Annotated in this window: 15 protein-coding genes; 4 read left to right on the top strand and 11 right to left on the bottom strand. The window is 56.4% G+C overall.

Annotated features, from left to right (window positions below; all coding sequences use genetic code 11):
- Positions 1-41: 41 nt before the first annotated feature.
- The 3 genes from HY010_06350 to HY010_06340 all read right to left on the bottom strand — a co-directional run bounded on the left by HY010_06350 (position 42) and on the right by HY010_06340 (position 2,002).
- Complete coding sequence (locus tag HY010_06350) at positions 42-668, bottom strand: hypothetical protein (GenBank protein MBI3475333.1); 627 nt, start codon at positions 666-668, stop codon at positions 42-44.
- Positions 669-744: 76 nt separating this feature from the next.
- Positions 745-1,368, bottom strand: coding sequence for a hypothetical protein (locus HY010_06345; GenBank protein MBI3475332.1), 624 nt, complete (start codon positions 1,366-1,368; stop codon positions 745-747).
- A 403-nt stretch (positions 1,369-1,771) separates the two neighbouring features.
- On the bottom strand, positions 1,772-2,002 hold the full coding sequence (locus HY010_06340; protein MBI3475331.1) for a helix-turn-helix transcriptional regulator: 231 nt from the start codon (positions 2,000-2,002) through the stop codon (positions 1,772-1,774).
- A gap of 593 nt (positions 2,003-2,595) precedes the next feature.
- Between HY010_06340 and uvrB the strand changes: the two genes are divergently transcribed.
- Together uvrB and HY010_06330 are read left to right on the top strand one after the other, a co-directional pair.
- Positions 2,596-4,587: an excinuclease ABC subunit UvrB gene (gene uvrB, locus HY010_06335; GenBank protein ID MBI3475330.1), complete on the top strand. Its 1,992-nt coding sequence runs from the start codon at positions 2,596-2,598 to the stop codon at positions 4,585-4,587.
- Positions 4,588-4,709: 122 nt separating this feature from the next.
- A complete protein-coding gene (locus HY010_06330) occupies positions 4,710-5,465 on the top strand; it encodes a DUF4190 domain-containing protein (protein ID MBI3475329.1) in 756 nt (251 codons plus the stop codon).
- A 1-nt stretch (position 5,466) separates the two neighbouring features.
- On the opposite strand, the gene HY010_06325 is transcribed toward HY010_06330, so the two are convergent.
- Positions 5,467-6,756, bottom strand: a complete 1,290-nt coding sequence (locus tag HY010_06325; protein ID MBI3475328.1) for a DUF4349 domain-containing protein — start codon at positions 6,754-6,756, stop codon at positions 5,467-5,469.
- Positions 6,753-7,352, bottom strand: a complete 600-nt coding sequence (locus HY010_06320) for a sigma-70 family RNA polymerase sigma factor (protein MBI3475327.1) — start codon at positions 7,350-7,352, stop codon at positions 6,753-6,755. Before HY010_06320 ends, HY010_06325 begins: the two co-directional genes overlap by 4 nt.
- Positions 7,353-7,826: 474 nt before the next feature.
- Here HY010_06320 and HY010_06315 point away from each other — a divergent pair, with 474 nt between their 5' ends.
- Positions 7,827-9,038, top strand: coding sequence for a hypothetical protein (locus HY010_06315; GenBank protein MBI3475326.1), 1,212 nt, complete (start codon positions 7,827-7,829; stop codon positions 9,036-9,038).
- 80 nt (positions 9,039-9,118) lie between these two features.
- Here HY010_06315 and cdd read toward each other — a convergent pair whose 3' ends face one another.
- Positions 9,119-10,141 carry a cytidine deaminase gene (gene cdd, locus HY010_06310; GenBank protein MBI3475325.1) on the bottom strand — a complete coding sequence of 341 codons (1,023 nt, stop codon included), beginning with the start codon at positions 10,139-10,141 and terminating at the stop codon, positions 9,119-9,121.
- A gap of 214 nt (positions 10,142-10,355) precedes the next feature.
- Here cdd and HY010_06305 point away from each other — a divergent pair, with 214 nt between their 5' ends.
- Positions 10,356-13,235, top strand: a complete 2,880-nt coding sequence (locus HY010_06305; GenBank protein ID MBI3475324.1) for a trypsin-like peptidase domain-containing protein — start codon at positions 10,356-10,358, stop codon at positions 13,233-13,235.
- A gap of 33 nt (positions 13,236-13,268) precedes the next feature.
- Here the strand turns inward: HY010_06305 and HY010_06300 are convergent, their stop codons facing one another.
- The 5 genes from HY010_06300 to HY010_06280 form a co-directional block, all read right to left on the bottom strand.
- Positions 13,269-13,946, bottom strand: a complete 678-nt coding sequence (locus HY010_06300; GenBank protein ID MBI3475323.1) for a hypothetical protein — start codon at positions 13,944-13,946, stop codon at positions 13,269-13,271.
- 18 nt (positions 13,947-13,964) lie between these two features.
- Positions 13,965-14,912, bottom strand: coding sequence for a hypothetical protein (locus HY010_06295; protein ID MBI3475322.1), 948 nt, complete (start codon positions 14,910-14,912; stop codon positions 13,965-13,967).
- Entirely contained in the window at positions 14,909-15,265 is a 357-nt protein-coding gene (locus tag HY010_06290; protein ID MBI3475321.1) for a hypothetical protein, read from the bottom strand. The genes HY010_06295 and HY010_06290 overlap by 4 nt, the downstream gene beginning before the upstream one ends.
- 300 nt (positions 15,266-15,565) lie before the next feature.
- On the bottom strand, positions 15,566-16,807 hold the full coding sequence (locus HY010_06285) for a DUF5009 domain-containing protein (GenBank protein ID MBI3475320.1): 1,242 nt from the start codon (positions 16,805-16,807) through the stop codon (positions 15,566-15,568).
- Positions 16,808-16,854: 47 nt separating this feature from the next.
- Positions 16,855-18,429 carry a Gfo/Idh/MocA family oxidoreductase gene (locus HY010_06280; protein ID MBI3475319.1) on the bottom strand — a complete coding sequence of 525 codons (1,575 nt, stop codon included), beginning with the start codon at positions 18,427-18,429 and terminating at the stop codon, positions 16,855-16,857.
- Positions 18,430-18,463: the final 34 nt, after the last annotated feature.

Genomic DNA, 18,463 nt, shown 5'->3' with positions numbered 1-18,463 from the left:
CGGAAAGTATATTATTGCCGTTTTTTCGCCGCCGTTTCTCCTTAGTTATTCATCACCCCCACCAAGAAGTATGAGTGACCGTCGTTGACGTCTGGCACGGCATTGCCCTTTTTGAGCTTCGTGTCATCCTTCGGATCGAAGCCCCCCGTGAGCGTGCTCGTAGAAAACTGGGACGTGGCACTATTGACTGCCGCATTGTTGGAGCTATTTGGAAAATACGCGACGAAATAGTAATCCAGCAGCGGCGAGAGTTTGAGTTTCACCGTATCCAGCCTTACGAAGCAAGGATGCGCGAGTGACACGGGCTGCACCGGGCAGATCGCCCGGTCAGAAAGGTTTATGGTTGGATTGGTGATGCCACCGTACTTCACCGTCGTCACTCCTGCAATCGTCAGGCTATTCCGCCCGGTTGTTCTGTACATCACCATCTTGCCAATATCTACAACGGAGCCGGCGGTGAAGGCGATGTAAAGTGCTGTCGTCTTGCTGGTGATTGGAAGCAGGGTGGTCCCTGAGATCAAGTTCAGTGCAGATGATCCCTGCCAGGTTGCTGCGCTGTTGATTACGCCTGTGCCGGCAACAAGGTTCTGCGAGGTCTGTCCCCAACCCTGCGTTGCAATCGCCAACAGGAGCAGAGCGGGCAAGGCGAAGTTGAATCGGTTCTTCATGGATGTTGTCCCTTCCCGGCAGCCGTTGAATTTTGCAGAGACCTGCAAACGGCAACCGATCGAAATTCCGTATGGGTTAATTGCTCATCACCGCGATCAGCCCGTAAGGGGTCCCACTGTTGCCGGGCGACACGGACTGGCCAACCGTCAGGTGCGTTGTGTCGATTCCAATGAACCCGCCGGTAAGACTGCTAGTCAAAAAATGGGGCTGGGACAAACCGAGTTGCTGGTTATTGCTGTCTGCGGAAAAATAGGACACAAAGTAGTAGTCGGAAGCTGCCGACAGTTGCAGCGCGATCGGATCGAGTCTCACGATGCACGGGCTGGCGGCCGATACAGGCTGCACCGGGCAAACCGCAGGATCGGTGAGATTGATACTCGGATTCGATACACCGTTAAGGGTGACCGCGATCACAGCGGCAATCTGGGGGTCTCTGGCAGACGTCTGATAGAGGACCATGTTGCCGATATCGGCCTGGCTGCCTTGCGTGAACGCCATGTACAACACGGTCGTCGAACTGGTGACAGGAAATACTGCGGGACCGGAAATCGCGCTCATCGCGGAGTATCCGGACCAGTTGGCAATGTTGGTGATCGGCCCCACTCCGGCAACCAGATTCTGCGGAGCAATGGAGAAACCGGGCCTGGCGATAGCGAAGGTCAAGAGAAGGTAGGTAGCGAGTCTGAGAGTAGTTTTCATGGAAAATCATCCTTGGTCGCCGCCGGTGAAATTTTGCAGCGCTGCTGCAAGCGGTGGCGTAATGCAAGTCATCCATTAGCGCGAATCTTTCGAGGGACCCGAACCCAAACACGAGAGTTCAAGTCCGCACAATCGATTCGCTGGACGCAATGTGCATTAGGTGCCGCACGGAAACAATGGAGCGGCTATCCCCAAGTGGTAACTTTTCGCTCCCCGAGCTATGCCATTGAAAATTAATACTTTAGGATTTGCTCGATTGGGCCTAAGAGGGGCACGCCGAGATGGCGGCAGCTGATCGTTAGCGTGGATGGATCGTCAGAATTTGGACCGGACAAAAAAAAGGCACCCTTTCGGGTGCCTGCAGCGGCTCGCACTAGAACTTCGTGGGGAGGGCTGTCTGTTCTTATGCCTGGTAAGCCTGCTCATACTGCCGGGCTTCATACCAGAGCGCGAGTTCCACTCGATTCCAGAGGCCCAGCTTGTCGTAAATTACGCGGAGGTAGTTCTTGATAACGTGTTCGGTAGTCCCGAGGGAATCCGCAATTTCCCGGTTCTTACAGCCTTCAGCGACGAGCTGGATGATGGCATGTTCTCGGGGATTTGGGCCACGGGGATTGACTGTTTCTCCGACCATAATTGCCTCCTATAGAGCATTGTCGCTAGCTTCACGCGCTTGATACCACCCTGGATACCGAAACGCTGGAACAAACGGTTGAAGTGCGCTTTTACGGTGCGCTCGGCGATGTTCAGGTCCTGCGCAATTTCTGAGTTGTCGCACCCCTGGAGAAGCAGGTCTATGATCTGCTGCTCTCGGCGTCCGACTCGACTGATCGGTTGGTCCATGCACTGCACCTCGCGGGTGCCGCAACGGATACTGCCCGTGCGCTGGGCAGCACTCAGGGTCCCGTGCGCACCTGAAATTCTGTTCTGTGCCCTTACTCTTGCATCCTCGCGGCCAAATCTATGCGAATCCGTTAACTTTATGTGAAATTGTGTAGAGCGCATGTTTACAGCGAAAACACTGCTTCAATCGGGATAATGCTGGATATGCTTGGAAGTTTTGCTCAGGCTCTAAGACAAATACCTTAGGACAAAAGTGCCAGTTCTGCCGGATTCACGGCGAAATGATTACACGGAGGATTTGCATTCTTACCGGGCGTTGAGACGATCTTCCCGCGATTGCTGCGCCGATTCCTCGACCGCTTCATCTAAAATCACACCTACTCCATGGACTTCAAATTAACCTCCGACTACACGCCGCAGGGTGACCAGGGCACCGCCATCCAGAGCTTGACCCGCGGCATTTTTGACCGTGAACAGCATCAGGTTCTCCTGGGCGTGACCGGGTCGGGCAAAACCTACACCATGGCCAAAGTGATTGAGGCGGCCAATCGCCCAGCCATCGTGATGGCGCACAACAAGACCCTGGCAGCACAGCTCTATCACGAGTTCAAGAGTTTTTTTCCGCACAATGCGGTGGAATATTTCGTTTCCTATTACGACTACTACCAGCCCGAAGCTTACGTCCCGGCCGCCGACCTTTATATCGAAAAGGAGTCGACCATCAATGATGAACTCGACAAGCTGCGCCTCTCGGCGACCCGGTCGCTGTTCGAACGGCGCGATGTCCTGATCGTCTCGTCCGTGAGCTGCATTTATGGATTGGGATCGCCCGAAGCCTACTACGGCATGATGCTCTTCCTTGAAAAAGGACAGAAGATCAAACGCGGCGACATCACTAGAAAGCTGGTCGACATACTGTACGAGCGCACGGAAGGCGACTTCCGGCGCGGAACGTTCCGCGTTCGCGGCGACGTGATCGAAGTCTTCCCTACCTACGACGACATGGCATACCGGGTCGAAATGTTCGGCGACGAAGTGGAGTCGCTGTCGCAGATCGACCCTCTATTCGGCACCGTCAAGCACCGCTACATGCGGCTGCCGATTTATCCGAAGACTCACTACGTGATGAAAGAAGAGACGCGCGAGTCCGCCGTTACTTCGATTAAAGCTGAGCTGGCATGGTGGGAAGTGGAACTGGAAAAGCAGGGACGCGCGGTCGAAGCACAACGGATTCACCAGCGCGTGATGTATGACCTGGAAATGATCAAGGCGATGGGTTATTGCCACGGGATCGAGAACTACTCGCGGCATTTCACCGGACGCCTGCCCGGAGAGCCGCCACCCACGCTTCTGGATTATTTCCCGCGCGACTTCCTGCTCTTCATCGACGAATCGCATCAGACGGTGCCGCAACTGCATGGCATGTATCACGGCGACCGGTCACGCAAACAAACGTTGGTCGAGTATGGATTTCGAATGCCCTCGGCACTCGACAATCGACCGCTGACGTTCGAAGAGTTCGAACATCGCACCAACCAGCTCGTCTATGTGTCGGCGACACCCGGTCCCTATGAACTCACGAAGTCGGCAGGAGTCGTGGTGGAGCAGATCATTCGTCCTACTGGCTTGATCGATCCGCCGGTGGAAATACGTCCTGTCAAAGGTCAGATCGACGACTTGCTGCACGAGATCCGGCGGCGCGCGGAAATTAACGAACGCGTACTGGTCACCACGCTGACGAAACGCATGTCCGAAGACTTGACGGAATATTACGGCGAAGTCGGAGTGAAATGCCGCTACATGCACTCCGAGATCGAGACGCTGGAGCGCGTCAAAATTCTGCGCGACTTGCGCAAGGGCGAATTCGACGTGCTTATCGGCATCAACTTATTGCGCGAGGGCCTCGATCTGCCGGAAGTTTCCCTGGTCGCCATTCTCGACGCGGACAAAGAGGGTTTCCTGCGCTCGGCCGGATCTCTGATTCAAACCATCGGCCGCTGTGCGCGCAACCTGAATGGACGAGCGATTCTCTACGCCGATCGTATGACCGACTCCATGAAAAAGGCGCTCGACGAAACCAACCGCCGGCGGGCGATCCAGCAGGCCTACAACGAAGAACATGGGATCACTCCCGAGTCGATCGTGCGACCGCTGGATATGTCGCTGGTCGCGATCATCGGCGCCGACTACACCGATCTCACCGGTCCCGAAGCCGATGGCATGCCGGAATTCAAATCGCAAGAGGACCTGGAAGCGTACATCGCAAAGTTGGAGAGCGACATGCGTGAAGCCGCCAAGCGATTCGAGTTTGAAAAGGCGGCAAAGTTGCGGGATACGATTAAAGATCTACGCACGAAGGAATTCTTGTTCGCGTAGATATCGGCGCAAGCCAGCGGTGCCGTCGCTCTTTCCGGGGCGGCAGGCGAGTAACTTGACGCAACCATTCTCCGAGAGTAACTTGGCCCTGATTTTCAAAGTGTCTACAAAAAGGCTAAGCCATGTTCTGCGACAAATGCGGTACTGCCGTTCGGGAAGGTAGTAAGTTCTGCGATCAATGCGGGCAGGCGTTTGCAGCATCGCCGCAGCAACCGATTCCTCCGCCAGTGCAGCCGCAGGCTGGAGGCGGAGAAACCAGTGGCAAGGCGCTGGCCAGCATGGTGACGGGAATCTTTGGCCTGCTGCTATTTCCGATCGGAATCGCGGCCATCGTCCTCGGACACATGTCCCGTTCAGAAATCCGTAAGAGCAATGGCCGTCTCAAGGGCGACGGCATGGCCACCGCTGGCCTGGTGATGGGATATGGAGCGTTCGCGATCATCCCGTTCATCCTGATCATCGCGGCGATTGCGATTCCAAATTTGCTCCGTGCGAGGATGGTCGCCAACGAAACGGCCGCAGTGGAGGGAGTGAGGACGATCAACTCTGCTGAGATTACCTATCACTCCACGTACCCGCAGACAGGATTTACATGCTCTTTGTCGGACTTGGGTGGCATCGGCACATCGACACCGGCGGCTGATCACGCGCAGTTGATCGAGGACAATCTCGCGTCCGGCCTGAAACACGGATACCGGTTCGAACTGCGGAACTGCGTTAATTCTGAAACCGAAGGAAAGTATCAGGTCGTAGCCTATCCGGTGAACGCGCGCAATACGGGAACCAGGGCCTTTTGCTCGGACGAAACTCAGATCGTCCGAGTCGATGTAAGCGGATCCGCCGATGATTGCCTGAGTTCGGGGGAGCCGCTCCAATAGATTAGCTCGCAAAGCTGCGCCTCACTTTTTTCCACACGAGTCGAGCTGGTAGAAACAGCACTGCGATCCAAAACAGTAACGTGGGCCCAACCTCGAGCAGGAAGAGCGCTAGGCTCATGACGCCTTCCACCATGTCCTTGTAACCACTGATGGCCGCGTTGATAAGCCGTGTCCAGGTCGATGGGGGCACAACTTGCAACTGTGCCTGGTAGTCTTCCTTGATCGTCACATTCAGCGTCGCGAAACCGACCTGATTCGACATGCTCTTTCGTTCCGCTTCCATCTGTTCGATTTCGCCCCGAACACGATCCACTTCCTGTTCGACCTCGAGCACATCAGACAGTTTGCCCGTGCGGTTGCGCAGTAAATCGGTGAGCCGTTGCTCGGTGTTGCGCGAATTCGCGAGTCGCGCCTGAAGATCAACATATTGTGACGTCACATCCTGTCCAGTTTGCGATTCGGATTCAACGCGCCCAAACCCTTTCAATTCCGTCAGGCTGGCATCAAGTTGGTCGGCGGGAACTCGCAAGGTGGCGTTGAGCGTACGTCCACTGCCAGTCGAGCCTCCAACTTTCAATTCGCCAAGGTAGCCGCGATGGCGCTTGAGAATTGCTTCTATTGTGGACCGCGTATTGTCGAAGTCTTTCGTGATCAACGCGAGTTGGGCGGTGCGGATGATCATCGGACCGTTCGAACGCTCCGTACTTGAATCCGTCGACGAGGAAGTCCCTAACTTCGAGGGTGGTGCTTTCAAAAGTTTTGCCGATTGCTGAAGATGGTCGTACTGGTTCGCCTCTTGCGAACTCCCTGCCGCCAGAGACGCAGGTGCAGTCGGGGCGTGCATGTAATCCCCTGGGGCCTGACTCCGTAGTCGTTCGGCCGGACGGCTGTCATCATCGATTTCCAGACGTTTGAAATCTCGAACTCGGAACTCTCCTGGCACAACATACACGGCCATCGCAATCACCGCGAACGCTCCCACCCACGCAGCCTGCTTCCAGTTCCGCCGAAGAACTCCTCGCCATGTCGGCCGGACGACGAAAGTCTTTCCCATCCTCTCTACGTTCTCATCCAACGCAGAGGCGAGCGCGGCCGGAACGCGAACATCCGTCGATCCGGCCTCCCAGACCACCAACCCTTGCGACACACGCCGCAGTCCGGCAACAACTTCGCGGCACTCCGGACACTCGCGCAGGTGTAACGCAGCAATTTCCGTTCGGTCACTGGGAAGTTCCCCGTCCAAGTAGGCCATCAGTTCTTCGGGTTCCATGGGATGAATAACCTTGTTCATAGGACCTCGCCTTCCGCCTGCGTCATGTTCACTCGATGTGGCGTGTCACTCGTGTTCTCTGTCTCGTTAAGTCTGGCCTTTGGCTCCAGATGGTCCTTGATGGCCATCCGCGCACGGAACAGTCGAGACCGGACGGTATTGACCGGCGTTTCGAGTAAACCGGCAATTTCGGCATAGCTGAGTTGTTCGTACTCGCGGAGCATCAGGATCTCGCGCTCGGATTCGTCGAGTTGTTCGAGGGCCTGGCGTACCCACATGGCAGCGTCTGGAGCATCTTGTGTGGTCGGCTCCGCCGCTTGCTTACCGGCGGGCGAATCTCTCAGCCGGCTCCGCCGCTCGGCGGCCAGCAAGTTGATGGCAATGCCATACAGGTAGGTGCGGACCAAAGCGCGCGGTTGGTAGCGGACGATTCCCTTGATCACGGCGAGGAAAGTCTCCTGCGTGAGGTCCTCCGCGCGCTGGTCACCGTTAAGCCGCCGCCGGAAATATCCGTAGAGCGGCCCGCGATAGCGCGTAAATAACTGCTCAAATGCCTCGCGTGATCCACTCTGAAATTCCAGCATCAGAGCTTCGTCGCTGATCATAGTCGGCGCCATTTCCCTTCCGGGACGACTTCTGAAGTCTCTTTCATACCCTGTAATGTCGCAAGGCGCTAAAAAGTTCCCAGACCGGGCAGCTTTTCTTGATTTAGCCGGAACCGGCTCTCCGCGGCGAAGAGAAGTTAACTTGCCCGTAACAATGTGAAAACTTAGTCACACTCGAAACCTGCACCCATTCTCGAGCCGCACAGGCGATCCAACCCCTGGATGGCCACCGGACTCTAAGTCGCTGATCGAGGTGCACTTCCCATCCTGGAACGATCAACGGGCCCGTTTGCGTGCCTCCAGAGCGCTTGGTATCGGGCATGCATATCTTGAGGGGTACGAGTGCAAACAGGGTAACGGGTTACCGCAAGTGTTAGTAACCAGGGGACAGCGACACTGTCACTTAAAGCGGCAGATTCAATGAGCGCCCGTCGCATGTTCTCCTCCTTGGCTCGCGGGTTGAAGTTTTCCCATTTGGAGGTTTCTGTGAAATTCGAATTGAAAACGGCATTTGCCGTGGTAATGGTTCTAGCGATCGCGACTTTTGTCAGTGCTCAGACGGCCCAGGTAGGCAATCTGTACGTCGGCACCTGCGATAACGCTCTCTTGAATACCCAGCAGGATGCCCTCAGCATTTACGACGCTACCGGGACTTTCCTGACCACGTTTCATGGCCCGAGCCAGAACGCCTGCCTGACGGCGATGGCCTTCGACGTCGGCGATCATCTGCATGTGATCGGCGCACGATTTGGAACGCTGTCATGGAACGTGCTTGAATTCGATAACTCGGGGACCCTGCTGTCCAGCGCCGGACCGTTCAACGCTCCGACCGGAGTTACCCATGACCTGCAGGGCAACTTGTATTTGGCGCAGGGCAACATCGTCCGGCTCGATCGCACAGGTCATCCAGTATCTACTTATGCAGTGGCCGGTGGAGCAACCTCGATTGATCTGGCTCCGGACCAGCGCACCATGTTCTACGCCGCAACCAATGGCGATGTGAAGAGTTTCGACATCATCACCCAGACGCAAGGAGCGGACATCGTGCCCGATGCCATGGCTCGACAGGTCCGCGTTTTACCGGATGCCAGCATCATGCTCGACACTCAGGGCGCAATTCAGCATTGGATTCCGACCTGTGTGGGTTGCATCTACAAAGAAAAAATGACCTATCAGATTCCCGCCAATGCCGACAGCTTCGCGCTTGATCCCGATGGCCTGAGCTTCTGGACGATCAATACATGGTTCGATCGCCAACACCAGATGGGCAATGCCGACGTCTATCGCACCAACCTCAAGACCGGTGATCCGCTCGGGAGCTTTGCCCTGCAGCCCCTGCCGAACGGCCGCTATTACTCGACGAGCATCGGAGTGAATGGCGACGGCATGGGATCGGCGGCAATCGCAACTCCGTCCCTGACGTTCCCAATGCGGGCGATTGGCACGATCAGCAATGCGAAAAAAGCGGTGCTGACCAATATCGGCGTGGTACAGGTAGTCGTTACCAACCTCACCATCAGCGGCGACTTCGCGATCAAGAAAAACGGCTGCACGAAAGGCGTGCTGGCGGGGGGATCGTGCAATATCTCGGTCACCTTCACGCCCACGCAGGTTGGGACTCGTACCGGCACTTTGAAGATTTTCGACAATGCCGGGAGCAGCCCGCAGGTTGTTACGCTATCGGGTGTTGGAAAGTAGCAAGCAACACTGCGTAGAAACTTCTTCAGCCAGCTGCGAGCGATCGCGGCTGGCTGATTTGTTTTTCCCCGCAAAACAAGCTAGCTGGATCCTCGGGTGGTCACGACCTGGAGCCGTGCATTGGGCGCGACCGCGCTCAATACCGATTCGGTAACGCTCTTCTGACTGATCGCTGCGCCTTCCATCTCGACCAGTGCGACCCTCGCAATCGACTTGTAATCTTCGCCGGCCACGATCAGCGCCGCGAGGGCTGTTTGCAGTGGAGACAGGCTCGGGTTAAAAGCCGCGTTCTCAATGTATGCACCTTTGTAAATACGCCCGGCCTGAGCCGCAATCGCTATTCCCGAATGTGACTTGCTGTAAGGAGCATACGATTTTCTTGCAGCGTCCAATGCGGAGAGGATCAGGTCGTCGGTGATCCCTTCAGGCCGCGCCAGATTTGTTTCTCTTACCGGAAGCGCACCTTCTTTGAAGCCCAGATCATTCGGCGTGAAAGCCATCGGCAACAGGACATCCAGCCGTACAGGCATTTGGCCCGCGATCAGCACTTGAATGTCCCGGCTGGGCGCAATCTCGGTCATAAATTGACGACAGTGTCCGCAGGGAGCGGCGGTTACCGCAATCGCAGCGATTCCCTTCTCCGCGTGCATGTAGGCGTTGGAGAGAGCAAATTGTTCCCCGTGAACTGAGAACCCAAGCGAGTGCCCTAGGATTTCAATGTTCGCGCCCAGATACAAATTTCCACTCACTCCGCGCGCCACGGCGCCAACCAGATAGTGCGAAATCGGCGGCCGCGCATAGGTGCGGGCAAGGGGCAACAGGTCAAGCATCAAGGCATCGACGCTCTTATGCTCGCGATCCGCTAGTGTGACAACATCCTGCGCCGGAAAATGCCCGCTGAAGCCGGGCGCCTTGAGCATGTGCGCCAACTGCTCGCGCGATTGGCTTTGCAAGCTGGGCAACAGCGTGGCGAGAGCGTCATCCGTGAACTCGGCGGCGAACATCGGAACCCATTGCATGGCCAGCAATCCTAACCCGAGTTTGGGAATTGTCGCCAGAAGGTTTCGCCGATCCCGCGATTGGAGTGGAGACAACTGGGTCATATTGAACCTTTCACTTGACAACCGGAGTTGCAGGGGCATTATATTGATTTCACCATCCCGATAGTCATTCCCCGACTATCTCAATCGGAACTCGATCACGGTCCATGCATGGGAGTATCAGGGCTCCAGGACTTTAGTGGAGAGCCCAGCTTTTCCAGAGTGCTCCCGGCGCGAAGCAACCTTGTCGCCACTTACCCCCCAGGCGGAGCTCCACATGAAAATCGATGACTATCAGATCAAGGCTACGCGTGAACGATACGCCGCCCGCCAAACGCAGCGCGACCGGAATAAGCGGCTCATCCTCAAGAAGGACTATCTGGCGGTAGATTCTCCCGAACGCGTGCAGAAATTCCTGGCGCGCCGCGGGTTCTCACCTGCCGAATGCACGCAGTTGATCACGGGTTCGGCCAGTATCGCCACCACCAGCGCGGTGGAAACCACGGGCCAGGAAGAACCCAACGCCCTTGAGCGCGTGTTGGGCACCAACGATCTGATGGGCGTTGCTTTCCTGGAAATGGGGTTGAAGGCCGCAAATACCGTAGGCCGGGTCTGGATCGGCGTGAATGCGGGCCGCCCCATGGGCTATGGCACGGGGTTTCTGATTTCTCCCCGGCTGCTGATGACGAATCACCATGTCTTGGGTGACCGCGCGCTGGCGCGCACTTCGATTGTGGAATTCGAGTACCAGGTGGATGCCGACGGACGTCTCACTCCCACTTTCAGTTTCGCCGTCGATCCGGATACGTTTCATTTCGCCGATCAGCATCTCGACTACGCGGTGGTCGCGCTGCAGGGAAATGCTTTCAATAGCGGTCGCAGCCTCACCGATTTTGGCTTCAATCCAATCATTGAAGAAGAAGGCAAAGCGATTGCGGCCCAGTTTGTGAACATCATTCAACATCCAGATGGAGGTCTGAAGCAGCTTGCCTTGCGGGAAAACCAGATCATCGATGTCCTGGATGATTTCCTGCAATACAAAACAGATACCGCCCCTGGATCCTCCGGGTCGCCCGTCTATAACGACCGTTGGGAAGTGGTCGCGCTCCATCATTCCGGTGTCTGGAAACAGAACGCGGCGGGGCAAATCCTCGCTCGCGACGGTACAGTCTGGACCTCCGCGATGGGCGAAGACAAGATCGACTGGATCGCAAACGAAGGCGCCCGTGTCAGCAAGATCGTAGCCAGCCTGAGAGCGCAGCCGATGTCGGACGCGCAGCGCAGGCTGTTCGACGAAATGATGGCCATGGGCAAGACGCCGCCTCGCGACGCAACCGAGGAAACCGGAAAAACCTCAGGGTCTCAGTCGCGCGAGGCCGCCTCCAGTGGCGCCTCGGTAAAGTGCGGGCCAGACGGTACCGCAACCTGGAGCATTCCGCTGACGATTTCGATTCGCGTGGGTGGCGATGGGCCATCCGCTTCGGTGGCTACTCCTCCGGCTTCGCCGGTGATCCCCGCGCAACCGCCCGCGCCCCCTGCACCGCCACCTTCCAACACTCCCAATTCAATTCTTGCAGCCGCGCAGAAGGAACTTGGCAAGCGTGCCGACGTACTCGCAGTGCGCATGGGATACGTTTTCAAAGACGGCTGGATCACGAAAGATCGAGCGATAGTGGTCACAGTCCGAAGAAGGCATACTCCTGCAGCTTTGAAGGAAGCCAGCATCGATCCCTTGCCGCTGACGTTTCAGGGATTGCCGGTGGAGGTTACGAACCCGACCATCCGCGAACTGATCATGGCCACGCAAAAGCCGGCCACAACGGAAGCCGCGCTGGTTGCGGATCAGTCCATCCTTCGCGACGAGATCAAGTATTTCCCGCCGGTTGGTGCGCCGCCCCTGAAACAATTCGTCAACGAACGCATGCACGTGATCGCACATGTCAGTCCCGACCATGGGTTTCCAGTTTTGCAGGACTTTCTAATCGGGATCAAGAAGCGCCTGGTGGTGGGCATGTACGATTTTGGCGCGCAGCACATTCTCAAAGCCATTACGACCACGACTAGCCACAAAGCGGCCTTCCAGAAATTCACGATGGCGATTCAACATGGTGAGGACACTGGTTCTGGCACGAAGGCCAACGATCTTACCGACGAAGAGATGATCGATAAACTGAAGCTTGCACTGGGCGCAAAGTTTGAGAGCGCCTGGGTGCAGATCGGCTCGGTCAACGGCTGGGTCGCCGCCTCATATCACATCAAGGTCGCGGTGCGCGATGAAAGCGCCTTCTGGCTTTCGAGCGGAAATTGGCAGTCTTCCAACCAACCCGATGCCGATCCGTTAAACGAAGTTCCGCAGAAACGTACCTACCTGACGAAATACAACCGGGAATGGCACGCGGTGGTGGAACACGAAAAACTCGCCCTGACGTTCCAAGCGTATATCCTGAACGACTTCCAGCAGAATCGGGCGTTCAACCCCGATGAGGCAATGGAAATTCCGGACCTATTGCTCCCCGGTGCCCTGTTTGTTCCTGCGCCTGAAGAAGCAGCCAAGCCGTTCAAATACTTCAAGCCGTTTGACGAAGATCGTAATTTCACGGTGCAACCCTTGCTCACACCGGACAACTTTCACGACGTCGTGCTGGCATTAATTGAAAGTGCGGAAGAACAGTTGTTGATTGAAAACCAGACCTTCAACTCCCCGACGGACAACACCGACCAACTGAAAGAACTCGTGGATGCGGTGCTGGCCAAACAAAGAGCAGGCGTTGATGTACGCATCATCTTCCGCGTTCTGTATGCGCCCGATGCACGTGCCAATATCACCAACCTCGTCGATTTTGGATTCAGCCCGGACAGCATCAAGGTCCAAACCAATTGCCACACCAAGGGTGTCGTGGTCGACAAGAAAAAAGTATTGTTGGGCAGCCAGAACTGGTCGAACCTGGGCGTGTCCAATAACCGCGACGCGAGCCTGTTGTTCGATGATGAGAAACTCGCCAAGTATTTTGCGGAGATTTTCGAACACGATTGGGCTAATCTGGCACGCCAGAATATTGGACAAGAGTCTCTGGGCGTGGAATTAGCGTCAGCGGCCGATCCAACTCCAGCAGGCATGGAGCGGATGAGTTGGAAGGACTATCAGGAAATGCTCTGAGGCCTGGATGAAACGTTGACGCTGCGGTCGAATTCAGCCCCGGGCAACTGCTGTGCGAGCCTGACTGGTTTTCTTTCCAGTCTCGCGAGCGACCAGGCTGAGTTCCTTCTCAAGCGAAGAAAACCGTTGAAAGACTTCGTGCAGTCGCAGAGCCATGTTGCGAATCGTGTCAGCCTGTGCGAGGACGGAGGCCGGTAGCCCAGGCTCCAGCATCAGCAGTTCGGCATTTCCCATCACCGACGTCAGGGCATTGTTTACGGCCGAGTGCATCTCGACCATGTAGCGCCCAAGAGTCGCTTCGGATTGCGCGACGGTGTTCAGCCGGTCTGATTCCGATGCGCGCGAATCGGACTGCAGTCGTCGCAGGATTTCCCTGCCCAGCGCGGCAGTAATCACAGGCCATGACTGGGAAACGCGCTTCAATTCGACAATTGAGCCTTGCACTTTGTAATCGTCAAGAGCGCCTTCGGAGTGCAGCACGATCGCCGGCTTCCCAGCGGCGGCTAACGCTGCCTTGAGAGTCGCATGTTTTTCTGAAGTCGCCGCATCCGCAATCGCGAGATCGTAAGTATCGCGTTGCAGCTCGCTGCACAAGTTCTCTTCGAGCAGCACAAATTCCGGAGAATCGCCTCCTCCGGGCCAACTCTCGGTCAATGCTCGAGAGAAAGCAGGGTTGCTCGAAAGAATCAGAACGATCGGGCGCTTGCTCATAGCGGCTCGGGGCAGCTGTTAGCTGCGCTTTCCCCCACTCGGACTCTTCGGAGAGGCTGCCGCCGCACGGGCGGCCGGTTTCTTTGCACCGGCACCTTGCAGCGCTTCATCTACCGCAGCCCGCAGATCGACCAGCATGCGCAACGGCTGTCCGGAAGAATATTCCGCATGGAACATAACTTTCCAGGATTGGCAGATCATTCGCAGGCGCGTCGTCGGTTCGTCGGCGGAGAATTGCGCGCGCCGGCAATCGAGGCTGTTGACCCCGCGTTTTTCCAGTTCACGCAAGCCATCGAGGATCGCGTTCAGATCCTCATGCATGAGGCGGAAGAAGATGCGGCGCATCAGGAAGCTGAAACGCGCAAAGGCAACCATCGCGGACGGATCGTAGTAGCGGTCGGCGCTCTGCATCTTGAGCTTGCGGCCTTGTTCCAGAACTCCGCTGTGCAGCAGTTCGCTGAGCCGGCGGCACTTGGCAGCAGACTGCATCAGGGTTTCGAGCGTGGTCAACCAGATCGGCAATTTTGGTTCCTGCGGACCAAGCGCCGGCTCCAGTACTTGCGCGACATACTCGAGATCGAGATCGGAGTCTTCCAGGCCCGAAGGAGCACACAGCGAGAAGTACTGCACCAGTAGAAAATCAATCTTGTCGCGATCGCTCGAGGCCTTCACCTCTTTATGGAGATGATGCGTCAACAGATCGCGCAGCGACGCTTCGTTGGCCAAAGGCGTGGTCTGAAGAAATTGGCGCAGTTGATGCACCTGAATCTGCACATCGACCTGCTGCAGCCATGCGGTCGCCTGCTCCACGGCTTCTTGCGACGGCGATTGGGCGTCGTCAATCAGTGGGCTGGCAGGCACATCGATGACAAATTCCTTAACCAGCGCGGAATAAATCGGCTGCAGTGCACACAACTGCGGCCACTGTTCGCCCAGCGATCGAGCGGTAGATGGAGTTGGGGTCATGATTTCACGATCCAGTTGGGTACATTTTTTAGGAACCGCGCGGCCACCACGGTTCGGTTGGGGTGATACTGCACGGCAACGACGGATGCTTCCACGCGTAGTGAGCCGTCCTTGCTTTCCAGCAGAACACGGTCGGCAAACTCCAGTGGACGTTCGGTGGCAAACAGGACTTCGCAGCTGGTTCCGAATTCAATCACCGTATCGCTGGAAAGCGACCTCTCGGCCTCAGTACCTTCGGAGCGGCTCAGCTTGACAGGAATTCGGACAGGTGTCGCTTGCGGAAAGAATTTCGCTAACCTTCCGACAAGTTCCGGTTGTAGAGCGTACGCAGTAGCGGTGGCCTGGTTGGGCACGGAAAAACCTCTAACCCGAGCATTGAAGCAGCCAGGCCTCCTCTCTTCCCGGTTAGGAAGAGCTGCGGGGAGACCCGTCCTGCTCTATCGGCCAGTAAGGGTGCACGGGTCACGCCAAAAACGCGAAGGTCATGGACTGATGAGCAAGTGATGGCAGGAGAATGAGTTGCAGAACTAGGCAGCAACCTTTAGCTTCAGGTTTCCCGCGGTTGCGCGGAAACCGATCTCATACTGAGACTGACGTCTCAAAATAAGCGCGACTATACCGGAGTCTCGCGAAGGCTCAGCTCTTCCAATCGGTCAGATCCTCAAGAAGATCTTCCGGCGGTACATCCAAAACAGGATGAGCCAGAAGATCAGCAGGATTGCGAAACCGTGAAGCACGGGCTGCAAGGTTGGTCCTGCAATCACCGCTATCGCCTTCCCAACGTGGCGGTCCAGGGCGGCGCTAAAGAAACTCGACATGGTCCAACTCATCACATACACGGCGATCGAGTTCATGCCGACCACCACCAGCGGAAAAGCCCATCGTCGCCATCCCTTCAAGTCCATCAGCGCGTAAAACCCGGCCAGGATCAACACCACTAATCCTCCGCTATAGAGCGTGTAAGAGGATGTCCAGACCCTTTTGACGATTGGACAAATGCCAACCCATTGACACACCAGTCCCAGCAGCACCAAGCCTGCTCCTGCGATTACGAGTCCGCGGAATTTCCGTTCCTTCGATCCTTTGCCCTTGAGCCATTCTCCCGCCAGTAGCCCGAGGATCATGGTTCCTAGCGTCGGAATGAAACTCAATGTGGACCAACCGCCTTCGTTGAAGACAAAGGGATGTTCCCGCGGAAACAGGTTCAAGAACCAAACATCGAACGCCCAAGAGAGATTCGAATTCTTGTTCCAATGAGAGAGAAATCCGGTGTAATTGTGCGACCAGTTCTGCGGAACTCCAACCCGTGCGTAGTCAAACTGAGGACCAGGCGCCGGGTAAAGCGCGAACATAGCCCAAAAACAAATCAAGATCAGCACCAGCGCCACTACTTGCGTTCGCACGCGGGTGAATCCCAGCAGAAACAGGAACACGTAACCCAACCCAATCTGTGTCAGCGTGTCCTCAAATGTAAAGTAGGTCTGGCTTGACCTCAGAGAACGAAGGAAGATGCCCAGAAAAATCAGGATCAGAGCCCGCCGGACCACGTGCCCAAACATCTGTCCGAAGGTGTGTCCCTTCATCTTCCGGCTCGCGATGGAAAACGGCAGCGCCGCACCCACTAGGAAGGAAAACGCAGGTTGGATCAAATCATGCAGCGAGCAACCCTGCCACTCCACGTGCTGAGTATTGAAGCCGATTATGGCCCACAGTGTGCTGTGCGGAAATGAGAGCGCCACCTCTGGCAGGCGCATGAGTTCCGCGAGCATAAGGGTCATGACCAGACCGCGGAATGCATCGAGCGAGACCAACCGGGCCGCGCTTTCAGTTCCTTGCTTGGGTTCGGCAATATGCAGTTCTGCTGCCGGACCTTCGATCCGTGAGGTTTCGATCATGAAGTTATCCTGTTACCCACTGACCCCGAGTCGCAACTCGCTGGCATTCAAACTTGAACCGCAAACCCCAAGGGGTTCGACGCACTCCACTTACCGCGTGTGAAGTCCGGAAATTTCTGGGGCGCACCATTTTGGTGCACCGACGTCTCGCTTAACGCGATCGGCGCACTCCATGCCGCGGCATCGTAAACATTGATGTCCGGCACCAGACCTCTTTTCAGGCAATCCATCAGCCTGTAATTCATGATGTAGTCCATTCCCCCGTGACCACCCATTTTGCGGGCCAGTTCTCCGCTTGCTTTCCAGAGCGGGTGCTCGTACTTCTCCTTAAACCCATCGATGTTGTGCCATTCCTCTTCTTTCGTTCCATCGACAAAGACCCGCGGCGGGTAATCGGCGAACGCGCCCTTTGTGCCCGAGACTGCATTGAGCCGGCTGTAGGGCCGGGGGCTCACCACGTCATGCTGCAGAAGGATCGTGCGGCCTTTCAGGGTTTTGATAATACTGGTGTTCATGTCACCGCAGATGTACTTTTCGGTCCGCTTCGGGTCCCCGTCAGCAAAGTTCGCTTTGACATATGCGCTCAGCGCGGCCTCCGCCGAACTCACCGAAACCATGTAGTCGAACCGGTCGCCACGGTGAATGTCCATGTAATGGGCTACCGGACCCAATCCGTGCGTCGGATACAGGTTGCCATTCCGATTCATATGCGGAAACCGGCGCCACATTCCCTCTCCTTCCGGCGAGGTTAGAATGCCGCGCAAATCGTGGAGATAAGCCGCTTCTCCATGCAGGATTTCGCCGAAAACTCCATCGCGTATCATGCCGAGGACCATCATCTCGGTATCGCCATAGCAGCAGTTTTCCAGAATGACGCAATGCTTGCGCGTGGCCTCGGAGGTGTCGACGAGTTCCCAGCATTCCTGCAAGGTTTGACAGGCAGGTACCTCGACCGCAGCGTGATGGCCGTTCTTCATGGCGCTGACCGCCATCGGAACGTGCCAGTCCCACGGGGTCGCGATATAGACGATATCGAGGTCGAGCTTCGTTAGATTTTCAAAATCCTTTTCGCCCTTGGAGAACCCTACAGGCTGTGCCTGGCCTGCGTCCGTAACTGCTTTCTGCGCTCGCGCAACTTTTGCCGGCACCAGATCGCAGATCGCCTTGACCTCTACTTTTTCAATGGCCAGCAAATCCTGCAGCAGGCTGGTACCTCGTCCGCCGACGCCGATAATTCCCAGGCGCACCCGTTCTCTTCCCTCGAACGGGACGCCCATCATCGTCGCGTTCGTGCTTTTCGTTCCGCCGGAAGCGAATTCCGGGCTCAGAATGTCCTTTGCAATGAGGAGTCCCGCGCCCCCGACCGCGGTACGTGAAATGAAACTTCGTCGCGAAATATCTTTCGATTCCCTATCCGTGGGCACCTGGTGTCCTCCTCTGGCTAACGTCTGTTCAAATGGCTGATCTTCCACTGCAAACCGCGGCTCGTGGATAACATCTGTGCGCCGCCCATTATACGCATGCGAAACGCATTGCCGCGGAAGACGATTCTGCAGTGTGTGATTTGTCCCGATGATTGGGCACGTGGACTGGCAAGGCGAGTAACGTGCGTCGCCTTGCATCATGGACAAACAGGAAATGAGTGGCGCCCGTTCT

It is taken from the genome of Acidobacteriota bacterium, from assembly GCA_016196065.1.
Classification (GTDB): domain Bacteria; phylum Acidobacteriota; class Terriglobia; order Terriglobales; family Acidobacteriaceae; genus Acidiflorens.
The sequence above is the reverse complement of the archived record's forward strand: the minus strand, read 5'-3'. Positions and strand labels throughout refer to the sequence as shown.